Source organism: Algoriphagus sp. UBA3586, from assembly GCF_002376385.1.
Classification (GTDB): domain Bacteria; phylum Bacteroidota; class Bacteroidia; order Cytophagales; family Cyclobacteriaceae; genus Algoriphagus; species Algoriphagus ornithinivorans.
Genome location: NZ_DFMT01000014.1, coordinates 17,631 through 38,007, shown reverse-complemented (window position 1 = coordinate 38,007; position 20,377 = coordinate 17,631). Strand labels below are relative to the sequence as shown.

At 39.9% G+C, this 20,377-nt stretch carries 18 protein-coding genes; 14 read left to right on the top strand and 4 right to left on the bottom strand.

Annotated features, from left to right (window positions below; genetic code table 11):
* The 6 genes from B2906_RS04295 to B2906_RS04270 form a co-directional block, all read left to right on the top strand.
* Positions 1-381: hypothetical protein (locus B2906_RS04295; RefSeq protein WP_286935700.1), on the top strand; the 381-nt coding region annotated here is incomplete at its 5' end.
* A gap of 108 nt (positions 382-489) precedes the next feature.
* Positions 490-1,398, top strand: a complete 909-nt coding sequence (locus B2906_RS04290; protein ID WP_219956440.1) for a GSCFA domain-containing protein — start codon at positions 490-492, stop codon at positions 1,396-1,398.
* Positions 1,399-1,454: 56 nt separating this feature from the next.
* Positions 1,455-3,479, top strand: coding sequence for a thioredoxin domain-containing protein (locus B2906_RS04285; protein ID WP_286935699.1), 2,025 nt, complete (start codon positions 1,455-1,457; stop codon positions 3,477-3,479).
* A 4-nt stretch (positions 3,480-3,483) separates the two neighbouring features.
* Complete coding sequence (priA, locus tag B2906_RS04280; protein WP_286935698.1) at positions 3,484-6,003, top strand: replication restart helicase PriA; 2,520 nt, start codon at positions 3,484-3,486, stop codon at positions 6,001-6,003.
* A gap of 63 nt (positions 6,004-6,066) precedes the next feature.
* Entirely contained in the window at positions 6,067-6,333 is a 267-nt protein-coding gene (locus B2906_RS04275) for a DUF6364 family protein (RefSeq protein ID WP_091655137.1), read from the top strand.
* Complete coding sequence (locus B2906_RS04270; RefSeq protein ID WP_219956442.1) at positions 6,317-6,733, top strand: type II toxin-antitoxin system VapC family toxin; 417 nt, start codon at positions 6,317-6,319, stop codon at positions 6,731-6,733. The genes B2906_RS04275 and B2906_RS04270 overlap by 17 nt, the downstream gene beginning before the upstream one ends.
* Here B2906_RS04270 and B2906_RS04265 read toward each other — a convergent pair.
* On the bottom strand, positions 6,685-7,572 hold the full coding sequence (locus tag B2906_RS04265) for an alpha/beta hydrolase (protein ID WP_219956443.1): 888 nt from the start codon (positions 7,570-7,572) through the stop codon (positions 6,685-6,687). The genes B2906_RS04270 and B2906_RS04265 overlap by 49 nt on opposite strands.
* A 133-nt stretch (positions 7,573-7,705) precedes the next feature.
* Here B2906_RS04265 and B2906_RS04260 point away from each other — a divergent pair, with 133 nt between their 5' ends.
* The 3 genes from B2906_RS04260 to B2906_RS04250 are packed head-to-tail and all read left to right on the top strand — an operon-like array spanning position 7,706 to position 10,718.
* Positions 7,706-8,794, top strand: a complete 1,089-nt coding sequence (locus B2906_RS04260) for an efflux RND transporter periplasmic adaptor subunit (protein ID WP_219956444.1) — start codon at positions 7,706-7,708, stop codon at positions 8,792-8,794.
* Entirely contained in the window at positions 8,791-10,047 is a 1,257-nt protein-coding gene (locus B2906_RS04255; protein WP_219956445.1) for an ABC transporter permease, read from the top strand. Before B2906_RS04260 ends, B2906_RS04255 begins: the two co-directional genes overlap by 4 nt.
* The gene (locus tag B2906_RS04250; protein ID WP_091655132.1) at positions 10,044-10,718 is read left to right on the top strand and encodes an ABC transporter ATP-binding protein; all 675 of its coding nucleotides are present in this window, start codon (positions 10,044-10,046) and stop codon (positions 10,716-10,718) included. Before B2906_RS04255 ends, B2906_RS04250 begins: the two co-directional genes overlap by 4 nt.
* Before the next feature lie 336 nt (positions 10,719-11,054).
* Here the strand turns inward: B2906_RS04250 and B2906_RS04245 are convergent, their stop codons facing one another.
* Entirely contained in the window at positions 11,055-12,050 is a 996-nt protein-coding gene (locus B2906_RS04245; RefSeq protein WP_219956446.1) for a fasciclin domain-containing protein, read from the bottom strand.
* Positions 12,051-12,098: 48 nt separating this feature from the next.
* The gene (locus B2906_RS04240; protein WP_219956447.1) at positions 12,099-12,974 is read right to left on the bottom strand and encodes a hypothetical protein; all 876 of its coding nucleotides are present in this window, start codon (positions 12,972-12,974) and stop codon (positions 12,099-12,101) included.
* A 230-nt stretch (positions 12,975-13,204) separates the two neighbouring features.
* Between B2906_RS04240 and B2906_RS04235 the strand changes: the two genes are divergently transcribed.
* The 3 genes from B2906_RS04235 to B2906_RS04225 all read left to right on the top strand — a co-directional run bounded on the left by B2906_RS04235 (position 13,205) and on the right by B2906_RS04225 (position 14,929).
* Positions 13,205-14,011 carry a metallophosphoesterase family protein gene (locus tag B2906_RS04235; protein WP_255590349.1) on the top strand — a complete coding sequence of 269 codons (807 nt, stop codon included), beginning with the start codon at positions 13,205-13,207 and terminating at the stop codon, positions 14,009-14,011.
* A 106-nt stretch (positions 14,012-14,117) separates the two neighbouring features.
* Positions 14,118-14,723: a mercuric transport protein MerTP gene (gene merTP, locus B2906_RS04230; RefSeq protein WP_219956448.1), complete on the top strand. Its 606-nt coding sequence runs from the start codon at positions 14,118-14,120 to the stop codon at positions 14,721-14,723.
* Entirely contained in the window at positions 14,720-14,929 is a 210-nt protein-coding gene (locus B2906_RS04225) for a GDCCVxC domain-containing (seleno)protein (protein WP_255590350.1), read from the top strand. Before merTP ends, B2906_RS04225 begins: the two co-directional genes overlap by 4 nt.
* Before the next feature lie 274 nt (positions 14,930-15,203).
* Here B2906_RS04225 and katG read toward each other — a convergent pair whose 3' ends face one another.
* Positions 15,204-17,456 carry a catalase/peroxidase HPI gene (katG, locus tag B2906_RS04220; RefSeq protein ID WP_219956449.1) on the bottom strand — a complete coding sequence of 751 codons (2,253 nt, stop codon included), beginning with the start codon at positions 17,454-17,456 and terminating at the stop codon, positions 15,204-15,206.
* 469 nt (positions 17,457-17,925) lie between these two features.
* Here katG and B2906_RS04215 point away from each other — a divergent pair, with 469 nt between their 5' ends.
* Both B2906_RS04215 and B2906_RS04210 read left to right on the top strand, forming a co-directional pair.
* On the top strand, positions 17,926-18,684 hold the full coding sequence (locus B2906_RS04215; RefSeq protein WP_219956450.1) for a DUF6090 family protein: 759 nt from the start codon (positions 17,926-17,928) through the stop codon (positions 18,682-18,684).
* Between the two features lie 154 nt (positions 18,685-18,838).
* A complete protein-coding gene (locus tag B2906_RS04210) occupies positions 18,839-20,170 on the top strand; it encodes a GntP family permease (RefSeq protein WP_219956451.1) in 1,332 nt (443 codons plus the stop codon).
* Positions 20,171-20,377: the final 207 nt, after the last annotated feature.

Below are 20,377 nucleotides of genomic sequence, written 5' to 3'. Positions count from 1 at the left end.
GGAAGAAAGATCCCAATGGGGATCTACGCTTTGTTCATAAATAAACTCACCCACAATGTTTTAGCTTGCTATACTGACGGCTATGACCGGCAAAGGCAGGCCCGTGGTTATTATAAGGTTAAATCCTTTCAGGATTTTAATCACCTTAAAGTTATTACAAAAAGATTAAACGGTCTTTCAGTTTCAATAACCACGAAGTGGTTAAACCTCTCAATAACCGCCAGTGAAACTGGTGGAAAGAATGCTCCATCATCTCCCCACACCAACTCTGAAGGAGTTGAACTTACCTATATAAGTTCGATCCCATCAGGGTCAGAATTTCATTACTGCTTTTTTTTCCACGGATTCACATGTAGATATAGAAAATTAAGTGACCCATAGGAAGCTTAAAAAGCTTCAATTCTGTAATTTCACAGCATGCAATGGATGACTAATTTTTCGATTCCCGAAAGCCCTTCCCCTATCACTTATCAGTCCAAAATTTTAAGTATGGGCTCCTGCTTTGCTGATTCTATGGGAAGGCGGATGAAAGAAGCCAAGTTTGATATTCTAGTCAACCCTTTTGGTACCATTTTTCACCCCAGTATCTTGGCGGAATTGTTAGATCATGCCCTATTCAAGGACAAATTAAATGAAGGGGGAATTCTGCAGCGGGAAGATCTATTTTTCCACTATTCAAGTCATTCTGATTTGAATGCGAAATCCAAAGAAGAGCTTAGAGAAAAGTGGGCTCACCAGATCGAACAAACCCATCAATATCTCAAAGATGGGTCACATTTAATCCTGACATTTGGTACTGCCTGGATTTATGAGCATCAGGACTTTGGACCTGTAGCCAATTGTCACAAACAGCCTCAAAATTTATTTAACAAGAAGATCACAGATCTTGATAGAATGGTGCTTGATCTCTTCCATGTTTTGGACAACTTTTCTAGAGCCTTTCCAGACCTCAAAATTATTTTAACAGTCAGCCCAGTTAGACATATCAAGGATGGCATCCCTGAAAATCAATTGAGTAAAAGCCTCTTGAGAGTACTTTGCTCAGAATTGGAAAGAAAACTTGATTCGGTTTCCTATTTTCCTTCCTATGAAATCATGATGGATGAGCTAAGGGATTATAGATTTTACAAAGAAGATAGAATCCACCCGACAGAAGAAGCCGAAAACTACATCTGGGAAAAGTGGGTAAAAAGTCAATTCACCCGTGAAACGCTAGTTACCTATCAGGAAATTCAAAAGGTAAATCGTGAACTTGCTCATCGTCCACTTAATCCTGAAAGCAAATCGCATCAGAAATTCTTACAGAACTTAAAAAGTAAACTTGAACTATTAAACGAGGAATTTGATTTTTCCAATGAAATCGAAACTGTTTCAAAAACGCTCCAAGGATTTCATTAAAGAATAATCTTCAATACAATTAATCCTCAAAGAGTTCTCTATAAATTATCAAATCAATGAATCGACTCATTCATAGTCAAAGTCCCTATCTTCTCCAACACGCTCATAATCCAGTAGACTGGTATCCATGGGGAGAAGAAGCACTGGAAAAAGCTAAGAGAGAGAACAAGCCCATCTTGGTATCCATAGGCTACTCAGCATGCCATTGGTGCCATGTGATGGAAAGGGAGAGCTTTGAAGATAAGGTCACAGCAGATTTAATGAATGAGCACTTTATATGTATCAAGATTGACCGGGAAGAGCGACCTGATTTGGATAATATCTATATGGATGCGGTTCAGGCCATGGGATTACAGGGAGGATGGCCATTGAATGTTTTTTTAATGCCTAACCAAAAACCATTTTACGGAGGAACCTATTTCAAGAATCATCAATGGAAGGGTCTTTTGGCAAATATCGCAGATGCTTTCTCAAAGCATGAAGATCAACTGGCGGAAAGTGCGGAAGGATTCGGGAAAAGTCTGGCCCGACGAGAAACAGAAAAATATGGGATTACAGCAGGAGAACTTGATTTTGATCCGGATGATTTGGCAGAAATTAGCTTAAAACTCAGCTCCCAGTTTGATATGGAATGGGGAGGAATGAATCGTGTCCCCAAATTCCCTATGCCTGCCATCTGGCTTTTCACACTTGATTATGCCTTACTTTCCAAAAATGAAGACTTGAAGGAAAAAGTTTTTTTTACCCTGAAGAAAATCGGCATGGGTGGTATTTATGATCATCTGAGAGGTGGTTTTGCCAGATATTCCGTAGATGGAGAATGGTTTGCTCCCCATTTCGAAAAGATGTTGTATGATAATGGTCAGTTGGTTGAGCTTTATGCCAAGGCATACCAAGTTAGTGGTGATCATTTTTTCTTGGAAAAAGTTGAAGAAACCATCGCCTGGCTTGAAGCAGAAATGCTACAGGAAGAAGGCGGCTTTCATGCAGCACAAGATGCAGATAGCGAAGGAGTAGAAGGGAAATTTTATACTTGGACCTATGCTGAATTGGCAAATTTGGTTGGAGATGAACTCCCATGGCTGAATAAATTATACAATCTCAAACCCAATGGAAATTGGGAAGATGGGGTCAACATCTTATTCCAAACTGAAAGCTATTCCCTAATTGCTTCAGAATTTGGTATGTCGGAAGATGACCTTAAAAAGAAAATCAAGCAAGTTAAAAACAGCCTGCTTGAGGTCCGAAATCAAAGGATTTTTCCAGGCAAAGATGATAAAATTCTATCCGGATGGAATGCCATAATTAGTTCAGGTCTGATCCAAGCATATCATGCAACTGGCAATCATCATTACTTGCAGCTTGCTTTGAATAATTTAGATTTCATCAAAGAAAAGCTCTACCAAAAAGATTTGCTCTATAGATCTTACAAAAACGGTCATCACTACACTCCCGCATTTTTGGAAGATTACTCTCAGGTGATCAAAGCCAATTTGATGGCATTTGAAGCCAGTGGAAAATTAGCCTATTTAGAGTTTGCCCAAAAATTAAGTGATTATTGTCTAGAGGCTTTTTATGATGAAAGCGATGGATTCTTCTTTTTCAACAATCCCAAAGCAGAAAAGCTTATAGCAGACAAAAAAGAACTCTTTGACAATGTCATTCCTGCCTCCAATTCCGGAATGGCCCGAAACCTACACAGACTTTCGATATTTACTTATGAAGAAAAATACGGTGAAGTCGCTTCTAAAATGCTGGGAGGAATGAAAAGCCTAATTTTAAAAGAACCCGGCTTTCTCTGTAATTGGGCCTCTTTTTTATTAGAGTCGCTCGTTCCTACTGCTGAAATTGGGATCTTGGGAAAAGGTGCTCAAGAAAAAGCCATCGGAATTCAGCGAGGTTATCAACCGAATGCAATAATAGCCTGGTCAGAAAACATGACAGAAACTGCCCCTATTCTTTCCGATAAAAAGCCTGATTCAGACGGAAATGCCTTAATTTATGTCTGCTTTGACCATACTTGTCAAAAACCGGTCTCAAGCATAGAAGAAACTATTTCTCAACTACCCTATCTAGCCTGATTCAGTGCAAAGCCTTTTTGGAGAAGAAGATAATATGATGATGGAATCCGGGAAAAATTTCGCGGATATCATACTTCCTGTGCCCATTCCAAGGATGTTCACTTATAAAATTCCAAAAAATCTGGCTTCCGAAATTCAAATAGGCGCCCGAGTAATTGTTCAATTTGGCCGAAAAAAGATCCTAACTGGAATCATCGGTAAAGTTCATAATAAGCCTCCACAGGCATACGATGCCAAGCCTATTTTGGAAGTATTGGATGATCAACCATCCGTAAATCCACTTCAAATCAGATTTTGGGTTTGGATGGCCAGCTATTATTGCTGCCATATCGGTGAAGTAATGCATGCGGCTTTGCCTTCAGGCTTGCGCCTATCTTCAGAGTCAAAGGTTCAGGCAAACCCAAATTTTGACCGGGAAAATGCTGCCTATCCTATGGATGAAAGGGAAGATAAAATCCTGGACGCCTTGGAAAATCAGGCAGAATTGAGCTATGAAGACTGTGAAAAAATTCTTGGCGTCAAGACCATACACCCCATATTGAAGAGTTTGGTTGCCAAAGAGGCAGTATTGATTTTTGAAAAAGTACAGGAAAAATACAGCCCAAAAATTGAAACAAGAGTTCGGATCAAAGCAGAAATCGCATCTGATAAAAAAGCATTAGAAGCAGTTTTTGAGGGATTGGCAGGAAAAGCCAAACAAGAGTCTATTCTGCTGAAATATCTTCGGGATGTTCCTGTTTTCAAAAACATCAAACTCAATGAAAAGGGAGTTGATAAGGCTACTTTGTTGGAAGAAGGGGATTCAGAAAGCTCTTTGAAAACCCTGATTAAAAATGGTGTTTTTGAAAGTTTCAAAGTGGTAGTCAACCGCATCGAAGAAATGGAGCCTGAAAAAGAACCGGCCAAACTTTCGGATTCACAGGAGCAAGCTGTAGCAGAAATCCATCAACATTTTGAGGAGAAGCAATGCGTCTTACTTCATGGGATTACAGGAAGCGGTAAAACTGAAATCTACATCAGACTGATTCAGGAAGTTTTGGAAAGTGGTTCGCAGGTTCTCATGCTTCTTCCTGAAATCGCCCTGACAACTCAAATAGTCAGTAGATTACAGCAAGTTTTTGGTTCGAAGATGGGAGTCTACCATTCCAAATATTCAGATAATGAACGAGTGGAAGTTTGGAATGGAGTTCTTTCTGGCCGATTCTCATTTGTAGTGGGGGTTCGTTCATCCATTTTTCTCCCATTTGATTCCCTGGGTTTAATTATTGTCGATGAGGAGCATGAATCCAGTTTCAAGCAATTTGATCCAGCACCTAGATTTCAGGCTAGGGATTCCGCCATTATGCTGGCTTATTTTCATCAAGCCAAAACGCTGTTGGGTTCTGCCACTCCATCTTTTGAATCTTATTTCAATGCACTTCAGGAAAAATACGGCTATGTGCAGTTGCATCAGCGCTATGGAGAAGCTCAACTCCCACAATATCATCTCGCCAATCTGAGTGCAGACCGTAAAAAAAATCTCTTGAAGCTGGATTCAACCCGCTTGATGAGAGAAAAAATTCAAGATGCACTCAGCAAAAATGAACAAGTCCTGATTTTCCAGAACAGACGCGGATACTCGCCATACATTCAGTGTGAAGACTGTGGCTGGACGGGTCAATGTGTGCAATGCGATGTCAGCCTAACCTACCATCAATTTGCGGAAGAATTGCGCTGTCATTATTGCGGTTATAAGGAGAAGGTTCCCAGCTCCTGCCCGGCATGTGCCAGCACCCAACTTTCTACCATGGGTATGGGAACAGAGCGGATAGAAGAATCCTTAAGTATGCTTTTCCCGGAAGCCAGGTTGGGACGGATGGACTTGGATACTACCCGAAATAAATATGGGTATCAGCGATTATTGGAGGAATTCGGAGCTGGTCAGATCGATATTTTAGTAGGAACCCAGATGATCACCAAAGGACTGGACTTTGGAAGAGTTACCGTAGTCGGGATTTGGGATGGGGATAGGATTTTAAATTTCCCGGATTTCAGAGCTGGCGAAAGAGCTTATCAGCAAATTACGCAAGTTGCAGGTCGCGCAGGTAGAAGAGCTACTCAGGGAGAGGTAATCATTCAAACCAGAAATCCCGATAATGATATTTTTGAGAAGGTAATTAAGGGAGATTATTATGAGTTTTTCCGTCAGGAAATGATGGAAAGGAAAAAGTTTTATTATCCCCCATATGTTAAGCTGGTCAAGATTACCACCAGGCATTCTGATTTTAAAACTACCGAAAAAGCCGCCAATGCACTTCATCGGGAAATGGCACAGATTACAGTAAAGAAAATCGTTCTAGGCCCAGAAAAAGCCCTAATTGGCAGGATCAAAAATCAATATCAATTTGAAAGTTTGATCAAGCTAGATCGGTCAGGCGCTACCCAAACAAGCTTCAAAGAAAGGCTGGCTGAAATACTGGAAGAATTACAATCCAGGCCGGAATTTCGCTCAGTACGATGGATTGTCGATGTAGATCCATCTTAAAACCAGCTTCTTATAGAACGAATAGTTAAATAATGCGTATATTTAAATATTAATACGCATCAAATGAAAAAGCGCCTAAATATTACTATTGATGCAGAGCTGCTTGATAAAATCAAGCGGTATGCAGACAAAGAGGAGAAAAGTATTTCCAGCCTAGTGGAAGAGCATTTCGAAAAACTCATTAGTCGCAAAACCGGATTGCCCGAAGGAATGTCGCTGGTGGAATACATGCAGTCATTACCTAAATTCGATTTCCCTGAAAATTTTGATTACAAAGAAGAATACTACAAGGCTAAGGCAAAAAAATTAGGGTATGAAGATCTTTTTTGACGTTAACGTAGTACTGGACATAGCCATAAAAAGAACAAAAGATCCCGGAATTTTCAACAAACTTACTTTTGCTCTAGAAAGCGGAAAAATCAAAGGCTATGTAACAACTGGGTTAATTCAAACAGTCTCCTACTTCCTTCTTAAGTACCTTGATTATAACAAAACCAGAGAAATATTAACCATTATTGTTCCTATGTTTCATTTTTTGGATGGAGATGAAAAAGATATACTTAATGCTCTTAGGATGGATTCTAAAGATATCGAAGATGCTATTTTTTATCAAATCTCATTATCAAATCAAATCGATGCTATAGTCACCTCCGACAGAGATTTTTTAAAGTTATCTAATACCTATTTGCCGGTGCTAACTCCGGAAGAGCTCGTCCGAAGACTTGATTGAGAATTGATGAAGTCCAAAATATCCTCATATCCCTTACTCCAAGTCCAAAAAAACTGAGTAATCATGGGAATGTGCTTGGTTTTTGGGTAAAAGGAGTAAGTTAAATCGGTCCCTTTTTGCTCAGCAGCTCTACGAAACCGCTCCACGGTCAGCCGGATGCCCGGGTATGTCTCCTCTCCTTCCAAAATCATGATGGGTATTTCATTTCCCTCCAAAAAATAAATCGGAGAATAAGCTTTCCAAATTTCTGGATCATCTGTAAAGGCATCATAATTTTCAGTTCCTTTGGGTCTCCCTTTCATTTCGCTTAAAAACCAAAACCAATCCAACCCAGCAGGATCATTTAAAATGGCTCCTTTTAATGGGTTTTTTAAGCCTAATTCCTGAAAGGGTTCTTCTTTAATGGCTACCAAAGCCGCTAAATGACCTCCCGCAGAATGTCCTGAAATATAAATTTGATCCGGATCTCCTCTGTATTTTGAAATATTTTCAAAGACCCACTTCACTGCCAGGGCACTTGCCTTTTCCATAGCAGGAACTTGATAATCCGGAGCTAAGGGATAATCGATGATAACTGTCACCACTTTTCTCCTGGCCATTCTACTTCCCAAAAAGTCATAAATCTCTTTCTTCCCCTTATTCCAACTTCCGCCATGAATGAAAATTAAAACAGGTAAATCTTCTCCTTTTCTGGGAGCAAAAATATTCAGGTCCTTAGCCGGTAATTCCGACTCGTTTTGATCCGAGATATAAGTAATATTTTTACTTCGTCTGATTGGCTGGAAAGCACAGGATTGCAGAATTAAGGCAAGAAGAAAAAGGCTGTATTTTTTTTGCATTGGAATAATTATTCGATTTAATTAACTGAGCTTCAAACTCAATGTTTTTATAAAATTTATGGCCCGGGTGATTTTTATCATGAAAAAAGCTGGACTACTTTCCTTAATTTGAAAAGAATCAAAGACCTAACGGATGAAATTTATCCTTCGTGTATTTCTTTTCCTAGCAATTAGCCTGAGTATTTTCTCCTGTTTTCCTTCTGAGCAGGAAAGCACCTATCCCGAACTCACATCCATTACCGAATCGGTTTATGCTTCTGGCTTGATAAAAGCAGTAAACCAATATGAGGCTTTTGCCAATAACACTGGCCCTATTCAGGAGATTTTTGTAAAGGAAGGTGATTTAGTCGAAGAAGGAACCCCTATCCTCGCCATTTATAATGAGCAGGAGAGACTAAATAGGGAAAATGCTGAACTGGCACAGGTTTTTGACGATTACCAACAAAACCAATCCAAACTGAGAGATCTTCAGCTCACCATAGATTTTGCAAAGAGTAAAATGCAAAATGATTCTATGCTTTTTGTACGGCAGAAAAACCTTTGGGAAAAGAATATCGGGACTGCAGTGGATTTGGAGCAGCGAAGATTAAGCTTCGAAAACTCCCAAACTGCCTACGAATCAGCTCTTATTCGATATCAAGACTTGAAAAGAGAAATAGAGTTCAATTCCAAAAGTGCATCAAAAAGCTTGGCAATCAGCAGAGCTTTGGAAAGTGAATTTGTCTTGAAAAGCAGAATCAAAGGCAAAGTTTATGCGCTTCCCAAAGAAAAGGGAGAAATGGTCAATCCCCAGACTCCGGTAGCCACATTAGGAAGTGAAAATCATTTCCTCATGGAGCTTCAAATTGACGAATATGATATATCAAAAATAGAAATTGGGCAGCAGGTGATCGTAACCATGGATAGCTACAAAGGAGAAACTTTTCAGGGAATTGTTAGTAGGATATTTCCTTTGATGGATAGCAAGTCCAAAAGCTTTACGGTTGAAGCCACTTTTACCAAAGAACCTAAAGTTCTATACCCTAACCTGAGTTTGGAAGCAAATATTATTACAGCCACAGCCGAAAACTCCCTAGTCATACCACGAAACTTCCTCATTAATGATGAATTGGTCATCAATTCTGATGGAGATACAATTCCTGTGAAAATTGGCATTAGAAACTTTCAATTCGCTCAAGTATTGGAAGGAATTGGAAAAGAAACCCAACTGATCAAACCATGAAATGGTCCTTGATCATAGAGCTTTCAAAAGCCTTGATGTTTGCCAGAATCAAGCAAACGGCAGTAGCTGCAGTTGGCGTCATGTTCAGCATCACCATGTTTGTGGCCTTATTAGGATTCATGAATGGGCTCAATACCATGCTGGACGGATTGGTACTGAATAGAACACCTCATATCCGATTTTATAATGAGATCAAGCCAAATCCTAATCAGCCTATAGACCAAACACTGGAATTTTCTGAATCGCTCAATATCATCCGGTCCATTAAGCCCAGTACAAGCAGATTAGCCATTCATGATGCAGAAAAAATTATTCAAACTCTGCAAGCTGATCCAAGAGTTTTGGGTGTAAGCCCGAAAATATCATCCCAAGTATTCTTTAATGTAGGAACTATCGATCTCACTGGAATTGTAAATGGGATTGATGTGGAAAAAGAAGCTCAGCTATTTGCCTTTACTGATTACATCACATCTGGTGATTATTCGGAATTGGCACAGACCAATACCATTATTTTGGGAAAAGGGGCTGCAGACCGGATGTTGGCAGATGTTGGGGATGTGATTCAAGTAACCACAGCCCAAGGAAACAGAATCCAACTGAAGGTTGTGGGCTACTATCAATCCGGTCTGGGAGATTTCGATAACAGTAACAGCTTTGCTTCTCTCACCACAGTACAAAAAATGCTGGGCGAATCACCTTCCTACGTAACAGATATTCAAGTGAAGCTAAAAGATCTGGACTTGGCTCCTGATATGGCAAAAGAAATGGAGAAAATTTTTGGCATTGACGCCGATGATATTCAAACTGTCAATGCACAGTTTGAAACAGGAACACAGATCAGAACTTTGATTTCCTATGCAGTGGGTATCACTTTATTGGTGGTTTCAGGTTTTGGGATATACAATATTCTCAACATGATGATCTACGAGAAATTGGATACGATAGCTATTCTCAAAGCAATAGGGTTTAACGGCACAGATGTCAATAGGATTTTTATCACTATTGCGCTTAGCATAGGATTGATTGGTGGTGCTTTTGGATTGATTCTAGGCTTTTTAGCATGCCTCGGAATAGACCAAGTTCCATTTGAAACAGATGCCTTGCCCACTATTAAAACTTTCCCGGTAGATTATAACCCGAAGTATTACCTGATCGGGGGTTCTTTCAGTTTGATCACCACCTATTTGGCAGGCTTCTTTCCAGCCAGAAAAGCGAGTAGCGTTGACCCTGTGGATATAATTAGAGGAAAATGAGACCTACAGTTCTACAAGCAGAAAATATTGATAAGTTTTTCTATAACCCTACCAAAACACAGGTATTGAAAAAGGTGAGTTTTGAAATAAAAAAGGGGGAATTTATCTCCGTGGTAGGTAAGTCAGGCTGTGGAAAATCAACACTGCTCTATATTCTTTCTACCATGGATACAGATTATCAGGGAAAACTATCCATAGATAATCAGTTGGTGACAGATAGGTCTGCAGATCATTTAGCAAAGTTGAGAAACGAAAAAATTGGATTCGTATTTCAGTTTCATTATCTCCTGAATGAATTTTCAGCATTGGAGAATATCATGATTCCGGGTTTAAAACTTGGGAAAGTTTCGAGAGAAGAATTGGAGCATAGGGCAATGGAAAAACTTAGAATTTTCGAGATGGAGGAGCATGCTTTGAAAAAAGCCAATCAGCTTTCCGGAGGACAAAAGCAAAGGGTTGCGATTGCCAGAGCCCTGATCAATGACCCTTTGTTGATAATGGGAGACGAACCTACCGGAAATCTGGATAAAAAGAACTCTGATATCGTGTATAATAAATTCAAAGAGCTAACTCAAGAGTTTGGGCAAACCATGTTGATTGTAACACATGATCCAGAATTTGCTGCCGGAACAGACCGTACCATCGAAATGGAAGATGGTAGAGTAATTTAAAGACACCCCTCCCTACCCGTTTTGCTGGCACGATCGCTCATTTCCAAATATAAAAATAGGGCCAGCGCTGGGATTAATTAATTCCATTGATCCAGGGGTTAAAACCCCAAGCTAGAAAATCTTCCGCTCCTATGGAGTTGGCCCTAAACCTCAATTATTGGGATATTTCACTGAAAGCGTATTTCTATTGTATTTCAACTGTATTTCTCTTTATCTGCTCCTCGGAATTTGTAATCCCGAGGCCTCACTTTAGGGTTTTTTATCCAAATACATTAATTCACAAAAAAAGCCGACCTGAACTCAATCAGATCGGCTTTTATATACTCTAAATAGTTCTTACAAATTAGGTAAAAGAACTCTATCAATTACGTGTACAATACCATTTGTTGTCTGCACATCAGGAATCACCATGTTTGCCGGAGTGTTATTTCCGACCCCTCTTACTGTTAGTGTTCCTTCAGTAAATGCACCCAAAGTCAATGGATCTCCACCTAACGGGCTTACATTTCCTGCATTCAATTCACTTGTAAATTTCTCACCTACAAAAACGTGGTTCAACAATACCTGACCAACCACATTAGCTGGCAATTGTCTGATATCAGAAGGCTGGTTGAAGGTCAATCCAAGCGCTGCTCCCAAATCTTTGAAAGCTTGATCAGTTGGTGCAAAGACAGTAAACTTAGGACTTCCTGGACTTGCAGTCAAAGCTTCAGCAAGACCTGCATAAACTACTGCCTCCACCAAGAAGCTCAATTCTGGATTGATAAATACATTGGCTGACTGAAGAGCAATGGCAGACTGTACGATATCCGCACCAGTAGCGATCATTACTTTGTCAATTACATGGACTGTTCCATTACTTGCATCTACGTCAGTCGCAAGAATCTTTGATCCATTGATATACAAATCACCTCCTCTTTGGATAAATCTTCTCTGTGGTCCCAAAGCTGATGCAGACATTCCGCCAGCAGTTATATTGGAAGAAAGCAAGTTGCCATTGGATACGTGATACAAAAGTGTATTTGTCAAGAATGGAACCTGCAATACACCAAGTGTTTCCTCATTTAGACCCAATCTTGCAAAAGCAGTATTGGTTGGTGCGAAAACCGTGTAAGCTCCAGAAGGATCATTTGGGTTTGAATTACTCAATACACCGGCTACTCCTCCTCTTACCGCTGCAGCTTCCAATACGCTGAAGTCAGCATTTGCAACCGCAACGAAAGCGATAGATGGGCTTTCATCTTCATAGGATGAAACTGATTCACAGGCTGTGAACGTGATGACTGCAAAAAGGGCAATCAATGTGGATTTAATATTTAATATATTTTTCATGTCTTTAATTAATTGAATGTTAACTGTATCAGCTGTATAAGTGATTGATTAAAAAGAAAATGCTAGACCAGCGTAATAACCTGTTGATTTTCCTACGTTTCTACCGGCGATGTAAGAGTTAACTCCACCTACAATCCCTGCAAATTTGGCTACAGGCACATATCCGTTAAGTCCAATTCTTGTGAAATTCACTCTTGTAGCTGGGAAGAAACCTGTAAATCCTTCACCCAAAATGTCTACTCCATCTTTGCTGGATAGTTGGTTGGAAATAAAAGCATCCAAGTAAAATGCAGAACCTGCATAACCAAGCTTCAACTCACTCAACACAGCATTTGGAACTTGATTGCTTCTTAAGCTGTATCCCAATTGTCCTGTTGCAAATAGACCAAAGTCAGTCATAAATTGTGCGATACCAAAACCTGTGAATCTGGTGGACTCATTACCGATGGCAATGATAGACTGCAGTCCTTCATCCGCTGAATAATTCCCTAGTGGAGTTTCAATACCTACAGAACCTATGATATCCAATTGGTTAGTACCCACTGCTTTTGACAAGAAGCTATACTTACCATAGATTTTGATGTCTTGGATACCGGATCTTTCATTTTCAAATCCGTTATTCTGCAAAACTGCCTCGGAAGCATTTCCTTCACTTTTAATATATGGAAGGTTCACAATCACGTTGAAGCGATCAGAAATACCGAACTCCCCATAAAGTGAAGTACTGGAAATAGTTACTTCATTAAACACTGGTACCCCATCTACTTCGGTAGGAACCAAAAAGACTCTGTCATAAGACTCCCTAAACTGGGTCAACACAACGGAACCTTCACCTTTCTTCTTCATAAACCCACTAACGGGACTTTGGGCCAGGGCAAAACCTGTGACCAACAACATCAAACTGGTAAGTAATGGAATTCTCATAATTCAGTAATTAAATAGTATTTGTTTTGAGCTAAAATTTTTCAGAGTCTCATTCGAACTAAAAACTTTGATAACCATCTTATCGAAAATGCTAAAAGCTGATTATTTGATTTTAGGTCTTTATCAACACCTGAACACACTTACGAGGCGGAGTTGAAGGCTGGATTGAGTAAAAGGATAAAAATCTAGATGCGATATCAAGATTGGCCAGAATTCCATAAATTGAGTCAATGCAAAGACGACCTTTTCTTCAAAAAATCAGCCTGTTTGGCACTTCTCTTATGACTATGCCTTTTATGCTTTATGGGAAAATGGACTTCCCGAAAAAGACCCGATTGAAATTTATCACCGCATCAGACGGACATTTTGGACAAGCAGAGACAGATTTTAAGCAATCCCATCAAAATTTAATTGAAGCCATACAAAAGGAAAATGAGGTAGATTTTGTTTTATTCAATGGGGATTTAATCCACGATGACCCGAAATGGCTACCTGAGGTAAAGAAGGTCTATAACCAGCTTCAAGTGCCTCATTATGTGACCCGTGGAAATCATGACCGTGTTAGCGCCGAAACCTTTGAGGAAGTGATGGGGCAGCCAAGCAATTTTTCATTTGAAAAGAAAGGGGATAATGGCTTCATCCTATTGGATTGTTCCAATGAAAAGGGAGAATATCTCTGTGCTGATTTAGACTTTTTGAGCACCCATCTGGAAAAATATACTGAACTAGCCCACGTTTTTGTATTTGTGCATATATCTCAAAATGATTGGACCCGACACGGAATTGACTGTAAACCATTTTTAGATCTTGTCACCAGTTATTCAAATGTGAAAGCTACTTTTCATGGACATGATCACGATGTGGATGGACAAATGCTTTATAATAGGAAACCTTTTCTTTGGTCAGGGCATTTTGGAGGTTCTTGGGGAAACCCATTTCCTAGCTACCGTGTGGTAGAAGTTGGAGAAGATGGAAAAGTTATCACCTATTTAAAGACTGTAAAGGAAGGAATGATTTTAAATGGGTATAATCTTTGAAAAAAGAAAATCGAATGAAATCCTGAACCTTTCATTATTCTTCTTGACTACTTTATTGTATTAAAAAGATCTTAACTTCACTCCCTTAATCATTTATTAACCCAATATGAAATCAGAGAAAACGATCTTAAAGATTGGTGTTTTAACTGCATTTTCAGCGTCACTTTGTTGCATTACTCCACTGCTAGCTCTAATTGCAGGTGCTGGAAGTTTAGCCACTACATTCACTTGGTTAGACCCATTAAGGCCTTTCCTTGTTTTTTTCACTGTAGGAGTACTTGGCTTTGCGTGGTTTCAAAAACTTAAACCTAAAAAGCAGCTTGAGTGCGAATGTGAGGAAGAAGGATCTCTCAATTTTCTACAAGACAAAAAATCACTAACTCTCATTACCATACTTGCATGTTTGTTATTGGCATTCCCTTTATTCGCAGACCGATTCTATCCTGAAAATAATCAGGAAAATCAGCTTTTTACAAATCAGGAAAACCTTCAGATGGTAGAGTTTTCTGTAGATGGGATGACCTGTTCTGGTTGCGAGCAACATCTGGATCTAAAGGTTAAGCAACTTCCAGGTATTATTCAAATCAATACTTCTTACAGCCAAGGTAATACGGTGATTCAATTTGACCCAAACCAAACAGAAGTTTCTGAAATTGAAAGAGCTATAATGTCTACAGGTTATAAAGCAAGTTTAAAGTCGACAAAGCCATGAGTATAACTCTTGAATCTACCCTCACCTGTCCTAATTGTGGACATCAAAAAGAAGAAACTATGCCAACAGATTCCTGTCAGTTTTTCTATGAATGTGAGAATTGCCATACCGTTTTGAAGCCCAAACCTGGAGATTGTTGCGTTTATTGTAGCTATGGGACTGTCAAATGCCCTCCTATTCAAGAGAATAAAAATTGTTGTGGCTAATGGAATCTATTGGAGATTTAAATGACCATTACCCGTCTTGCTGGCATCAAGGCTTATTTCCAAAAATAAAAATAGGGCCAGTGCTGGGGTGGTTATCCTCACTTGATCCAAGGGTTAAAACCCCTGGCTATTTTTTCGCCCATGGCTACGCCATTTATCTCTTCTAAATCTGCTTGTTTGAATTACAAATTCCGAGGTCATATTTTAGAATTTTCAATCAAAAAAAGGTGATCCGTTTCCAGACCACCTTTTCGGTTTATTAGGTTTGAGCAAATTAGGCTAGATCAAATCGATCCAGATTCATTACTTTATTCCAGGCCTTTACAAAGTCCTTTACAAACTTCTCTTTTCCGTCCTCGCATCCATACACTTCAGCGATTGCTCTCAATTCTGAATTGGAACCGAAAATCAAGTCTGCACGGGTACCAGTCCATTTTGGTTCACCGGTATTTCTATCAGAACCTACAAAAACATTATTAGTGTCATTGGTGGCTCTCCAAGTAGTATTCATATCCAATAAATTCACAAAGAAATCATTAGTCAGTTTACCTGGAGTCTGAGTAAACACCCCATGCTTGGATCCATCCCAGTTTGCACCCATTACTCTCATTCCACCTACCAAAGCAGTAAGCTCAGGGGCGGTTAAGGTCATCAACTGTGCTTTATCGATCAACATTTCTTCTGCCTTTACCGGACAAATTTTGCTGATATAATTTCTGAATCCATCGGCTCTTGGCTCCAAGAAGGCCCAAGAATCAACTTCAGTTTCTTCCTGAGAAGCATCATTTCTACCCGGTGTAAACGGAACTGTCAATTCAAACCCTGCATCTTTGGCAGCTTTTTCAACACCTGCGGAGCCTGCCAAAACGATCAAGTCAGCCATGGAGATTTTTTTATTTCCACCTGCAGTGCTATTGAATTCTTCCTGAATACTGCCTAGAGTTCCCAAGACTTTCTCCAACTGAGCAGGATTATTTACTTCCCAGTTTTTGCAAGGCTCCAACCTGATATGAGCACCATTGGCTCCTCCTCTTTTATCAGAATTACGGTAAGTAGCGGCAGAAGCCCAAGCGGTAGATACCAACTCAGAAACTGTCAAGCCTGAAGCAAGAATATTCGCTTTTAAACCTGCAATATCTTTTTCATCTACCAATTCAAAGTCAACAGCAGGAATAGGATCTTGCCAGATCAAATCTTCAGCAGGGACTTCAGGCCCTAAGTAAAGTGACTTTGGACCCATATCTCTATGAGTCAACTTAAACCAAGCTCTTGCGAATGCGTCGGCAAACTCCTCTGGGTTTTCGTAAAAATGTCTGGATACTTTTTCATAATCCGGATCCATTCTCAAAGCCAAATCAGTGGTCAGCATAAATGGAGCATGCTTCACTTCTGGATTATGTGCATCAGGTACAGTTCCTGCTCCAGCACCATTTTTTGGTTTCCACTGGTGGGCACCAGCCGGGCTTTTGTCTAATTCCCACTCATATTCAAACAAATGTTTGAAATAGTCATGACTCCATTGCGCCGGAGTAGTAGTCCAAGCACCTTCCAAGCCGGAAGTAATGGTATGCTCAGAGTGACCTTTTCCATAGGTATTTTTCCAGCCAGTACTCATCTCTTCGATGGAAGCTCCCGCAGGCTCTCTTCCCACATATTTGGTCGGATCGGCAGCTCCGTGAGTTTTACCAAAAGTATGCCCTCCCGCAATCAGGGCAACAGTTTCATAATCATTCATTGCCATACGGCCGAAAGTCTCACGAATATCTCTGGCAGCTGCAACAGGATCTGGCTTTCCATTAGGTCCTTCTGGGTTCACGTAGATTAATCCCATTTGAACCGCTCCAAGTGGATTCTCAAGCTCTCTGTCACCAGTATATCGCTTATCTCCCAACCACTCAGTTTCAGAACCCCAGTATACATCCTCTTCTGGCTCCCATACGTCCTCACGACCTCCTCCAAAACCAAAAGTTTTTAGTCCCATGGATTCCAATGCCACGTTCCCGGCAAGAATCATTAAGTCGGCCCAGGATAATTTTTTACCATATTTCTGCTTTACAGGCCAAAGCAACAAACGTGCTTTGTCTAAGTTAGCATTATCAGGCCAGCTGTTTAAGGGAGCAAAACGCTGAGTTCCCGTTCCTCCACCACCACGGCCATCGGTAACTCTATAAGTACCCGCACTGTGCCAAGCCATACGGATAATGAATGGACCATAGTGCCCATAATCTGCCGGCCACCAGTCCTGAGAAGTAGTCAATGCTTTTTCAATATCCGCTTTTACCTCTTTCAAATCCAAGGATTTAAACTCTTCTGCATAGTTAAAATCCGGATCCATTGGATTGGATTTGGAAGAATGCTGTCTGAGGATATTCATCTTCAACTGATTTGGCCACCAGTCACGATTGGAAGTACCTCCACCAGCCACTTGCTTCATCTCACCATTGTGAAATGGGCACTTGCTGATATCGCCTCCTTCATTCATATCATAACTTCTTGGGCCATTAGGATTTAAATCTTTGTCTGACATGTTATTAATTGGATTTAAAATTGAAATTCTGTTTTTCGAAATCGAAGATAGCTTATTTTTTTCTTATGGAAATAAAATTTCGATAGATAAAAACTATGAATCTTTGCACTTTTTATTGAAGCATAAGTTAAAAAATTCATTCTCAGCAGAGAACTGAATATTTACGCAAAAGGACTGATTTTACTCATATTTATCACTTTCATATAAGGTATCAAAAAAATAAACTCACCCATATCAAACTTCCACTTGCATAAGTACTGTCCAAGCTAAAAGACCGCATCTATAATCTGATTATCAAGTATTCATCAAAATATCATTCTCATAATTGGACTTTATCAAGGTTTCAAATTGAAGCTTTAAACCATTTCTAGTATATTAAGAAATGATCCTTTCCTATTTTACATAGATCAATACAATTTGAGCAAACCACCTTTTCTGCTTCTAAATCCTTGCTTTCAAAAAACACATAATGCTCCACCTTTTTAAAAAAATCAGAAAGAAACTCCTGAAAGAAAATCGGCTGAAAAATTATTTAGTCTATGCGCTGGGTGAGATTCTATTGGTTGTCATAGGAATTCTGATAGCCTTGGCGATCAATAATGCCAACCAAAACCGAATCATCAAGAACAAGGAACAGAATTATTTAATTGGTCTGAAAAATGAATTTAGCACCTCCAAAGCTAAGCTTTTGGAATTGATGAAAATCAATCAGGAAAACCTGATAACGGCCAAAGCTATTTTGATACAGATAGACAAAAAGGAGGTTAGTAGCTCTCAACTTTCATCTATGCTTTTCCAGACTTATTCGCGAGACATTTCTTTCAATCCAAATAATTCACTTTTACTGGAAATGATCAGCAGTGGAAGTTTAAGGGAGCTTTCTAACCTAAACCTTCGCCATAATCTGACAAACTGGCTGGCGACCTTAGATGATATTGCCAAGCAGGAGAAAGATTTGCTTGCTCAAAGAGAAAAGGCATTGGATTTATTTCGAAGTGATGAGTTTAGCCTTCGAACTATCCTAGAACAGTCAGGAGTTTCATCGCAAATGGGTATTCCTGTTACCAATCAGGGAAGTTCCATCTTACCAATTCTGGAATCATTGGAGTTTGAGAACTCTTTATTACAGTTCATCCTTTCTACTGAAGCCACCCAAACGCTACATTATCAACCTCTTTTAGCAGACCTGGAAATCATTTTGGAAATGCTGGAGAAAGAAATAAAATAAGCTTGCTCTAATCAGCATCCAACTCCCCTATCAAAAGGAAATTTCACCCATCTCGCTATTCAGCCTTTTTAATTAGGGAAAATTGGGTAATTTTTAGCCTACACTTTGGAAATCGGTCGAAAGACCATCTTTTCTACCTTGACATAAACCCATCATGCTGAGTATTTTCTTAATCCTGCTAGTATTAGCAATCATCCTACTGGCTATAGTCAAATTTGATATTCATCCATTTTTAGCGCTTTTCGGAGGTGCTTTGATCTATGGATTATTGGCAGGAATGAGTACCGATTTGATCCTAAAATCCATCTCCGAAGGATTCGGCGGGGTTCTGGGTTCGGTAGGCCTTCTGATATTGTTCGGGGTTATTTTGGGTACATTTCTGGAAAAAACAGGAGGTGCGATCGTCATTGCAGAACGGATTTTATCTTGGATCGGAAAAAAATCCGTCAATCTGACCATGATGCTGGGAGGCTACGTCCTCTCTATTCCTGTTTTTGGGGATTCAACCATTATCATGATGAATCCTATCGCCAAGTCTTTGGCGCTTAAAAGTAATCGTTCCTATGCAGGTACCATGATCGCCCTTTCCCTCGGTGCCATGTGTAGCCACTCTTTGGTACCGCCTACTCCCGGTCCAATCGCAACGGCTGGAATATTAGGAGCTGATCTGGGCCAAATGATCTTCTGGGGAATAATTGTATCACTGCTGACCCTGATTCCAGGTTATATTTTTGTTAATCGATTTGTCTCAAAAATCCCTCTTAAGCCTAAATTGGCAGAGGCAGAAGGGCAACTGGATAGAAAGCTTTTTCCTTCAGTTTTCAAGTCATTTTTACCTATAGTGATCCCCTTATTGTTGATCATTTTGGCCTCTATTGCAAGTTATCCTACACAACCATTGGGAACAGGCAGACATATCACCATTATCACTTTTATAGGTTCCCCTGTATTGGCCTTATTGATTGGCGCAATTTTGTCTTTTGCCTTGCCCAAGAAGTTAGATAAGAAAATGCTATCCACTTCAGGATGGATTGGCGAGGCATTGCTGATAGCGGCCCCGGTCATTTTCATAACAGGTGCAGGAGCAGTTTTTGGAAAAATGCTGCAAAACTCCGGGATTGGAGCTTTGGTGAGTGAAGGGATGCAGGATGCAAATTGGGGGATTTTTCTACCCTTTTTGATTGCCTTTGCCTTGAAAACTGCTCAAGGTTCAACTACCGTGGCCATGATTACCACAGCATCCATAATTGCCCCTTTGCTTGGGCCATTGGGTTTGGACTCTGAAACCATGAAAGTTCTGACGGCCTTATCGGTAGGAGCTGGAGCAATAGCTATTTCCCATGCCAATGACAGCGGTTTTTGGGTAGTGACTCAACTTTCAGGAATGACTATCAAACAGGGAAATCAGTCCCATAGCTTGGGCACCCTGATCATGGGAGTTACCGCCATAGGAATCATATATGTGATCAGTTTGGTGGTGGGGTGATTTGGGAGTAATTGAGTAACTGATGAGGTGGTGAGTTATTGAGTTATAGAGTTATAGAGTTATTGATTCTCGCTTCTCGCTTCTCGCTTCTCGTGTCTCGTTTCTAGTCTCTCACTTCTTATCTCTCGCCTCTCACATCTTAGTAAAGGGTTGAAATCCATTTCAATGTTATTCCCCCCTATAATTTGAATAGAATTAAGAAAGCTG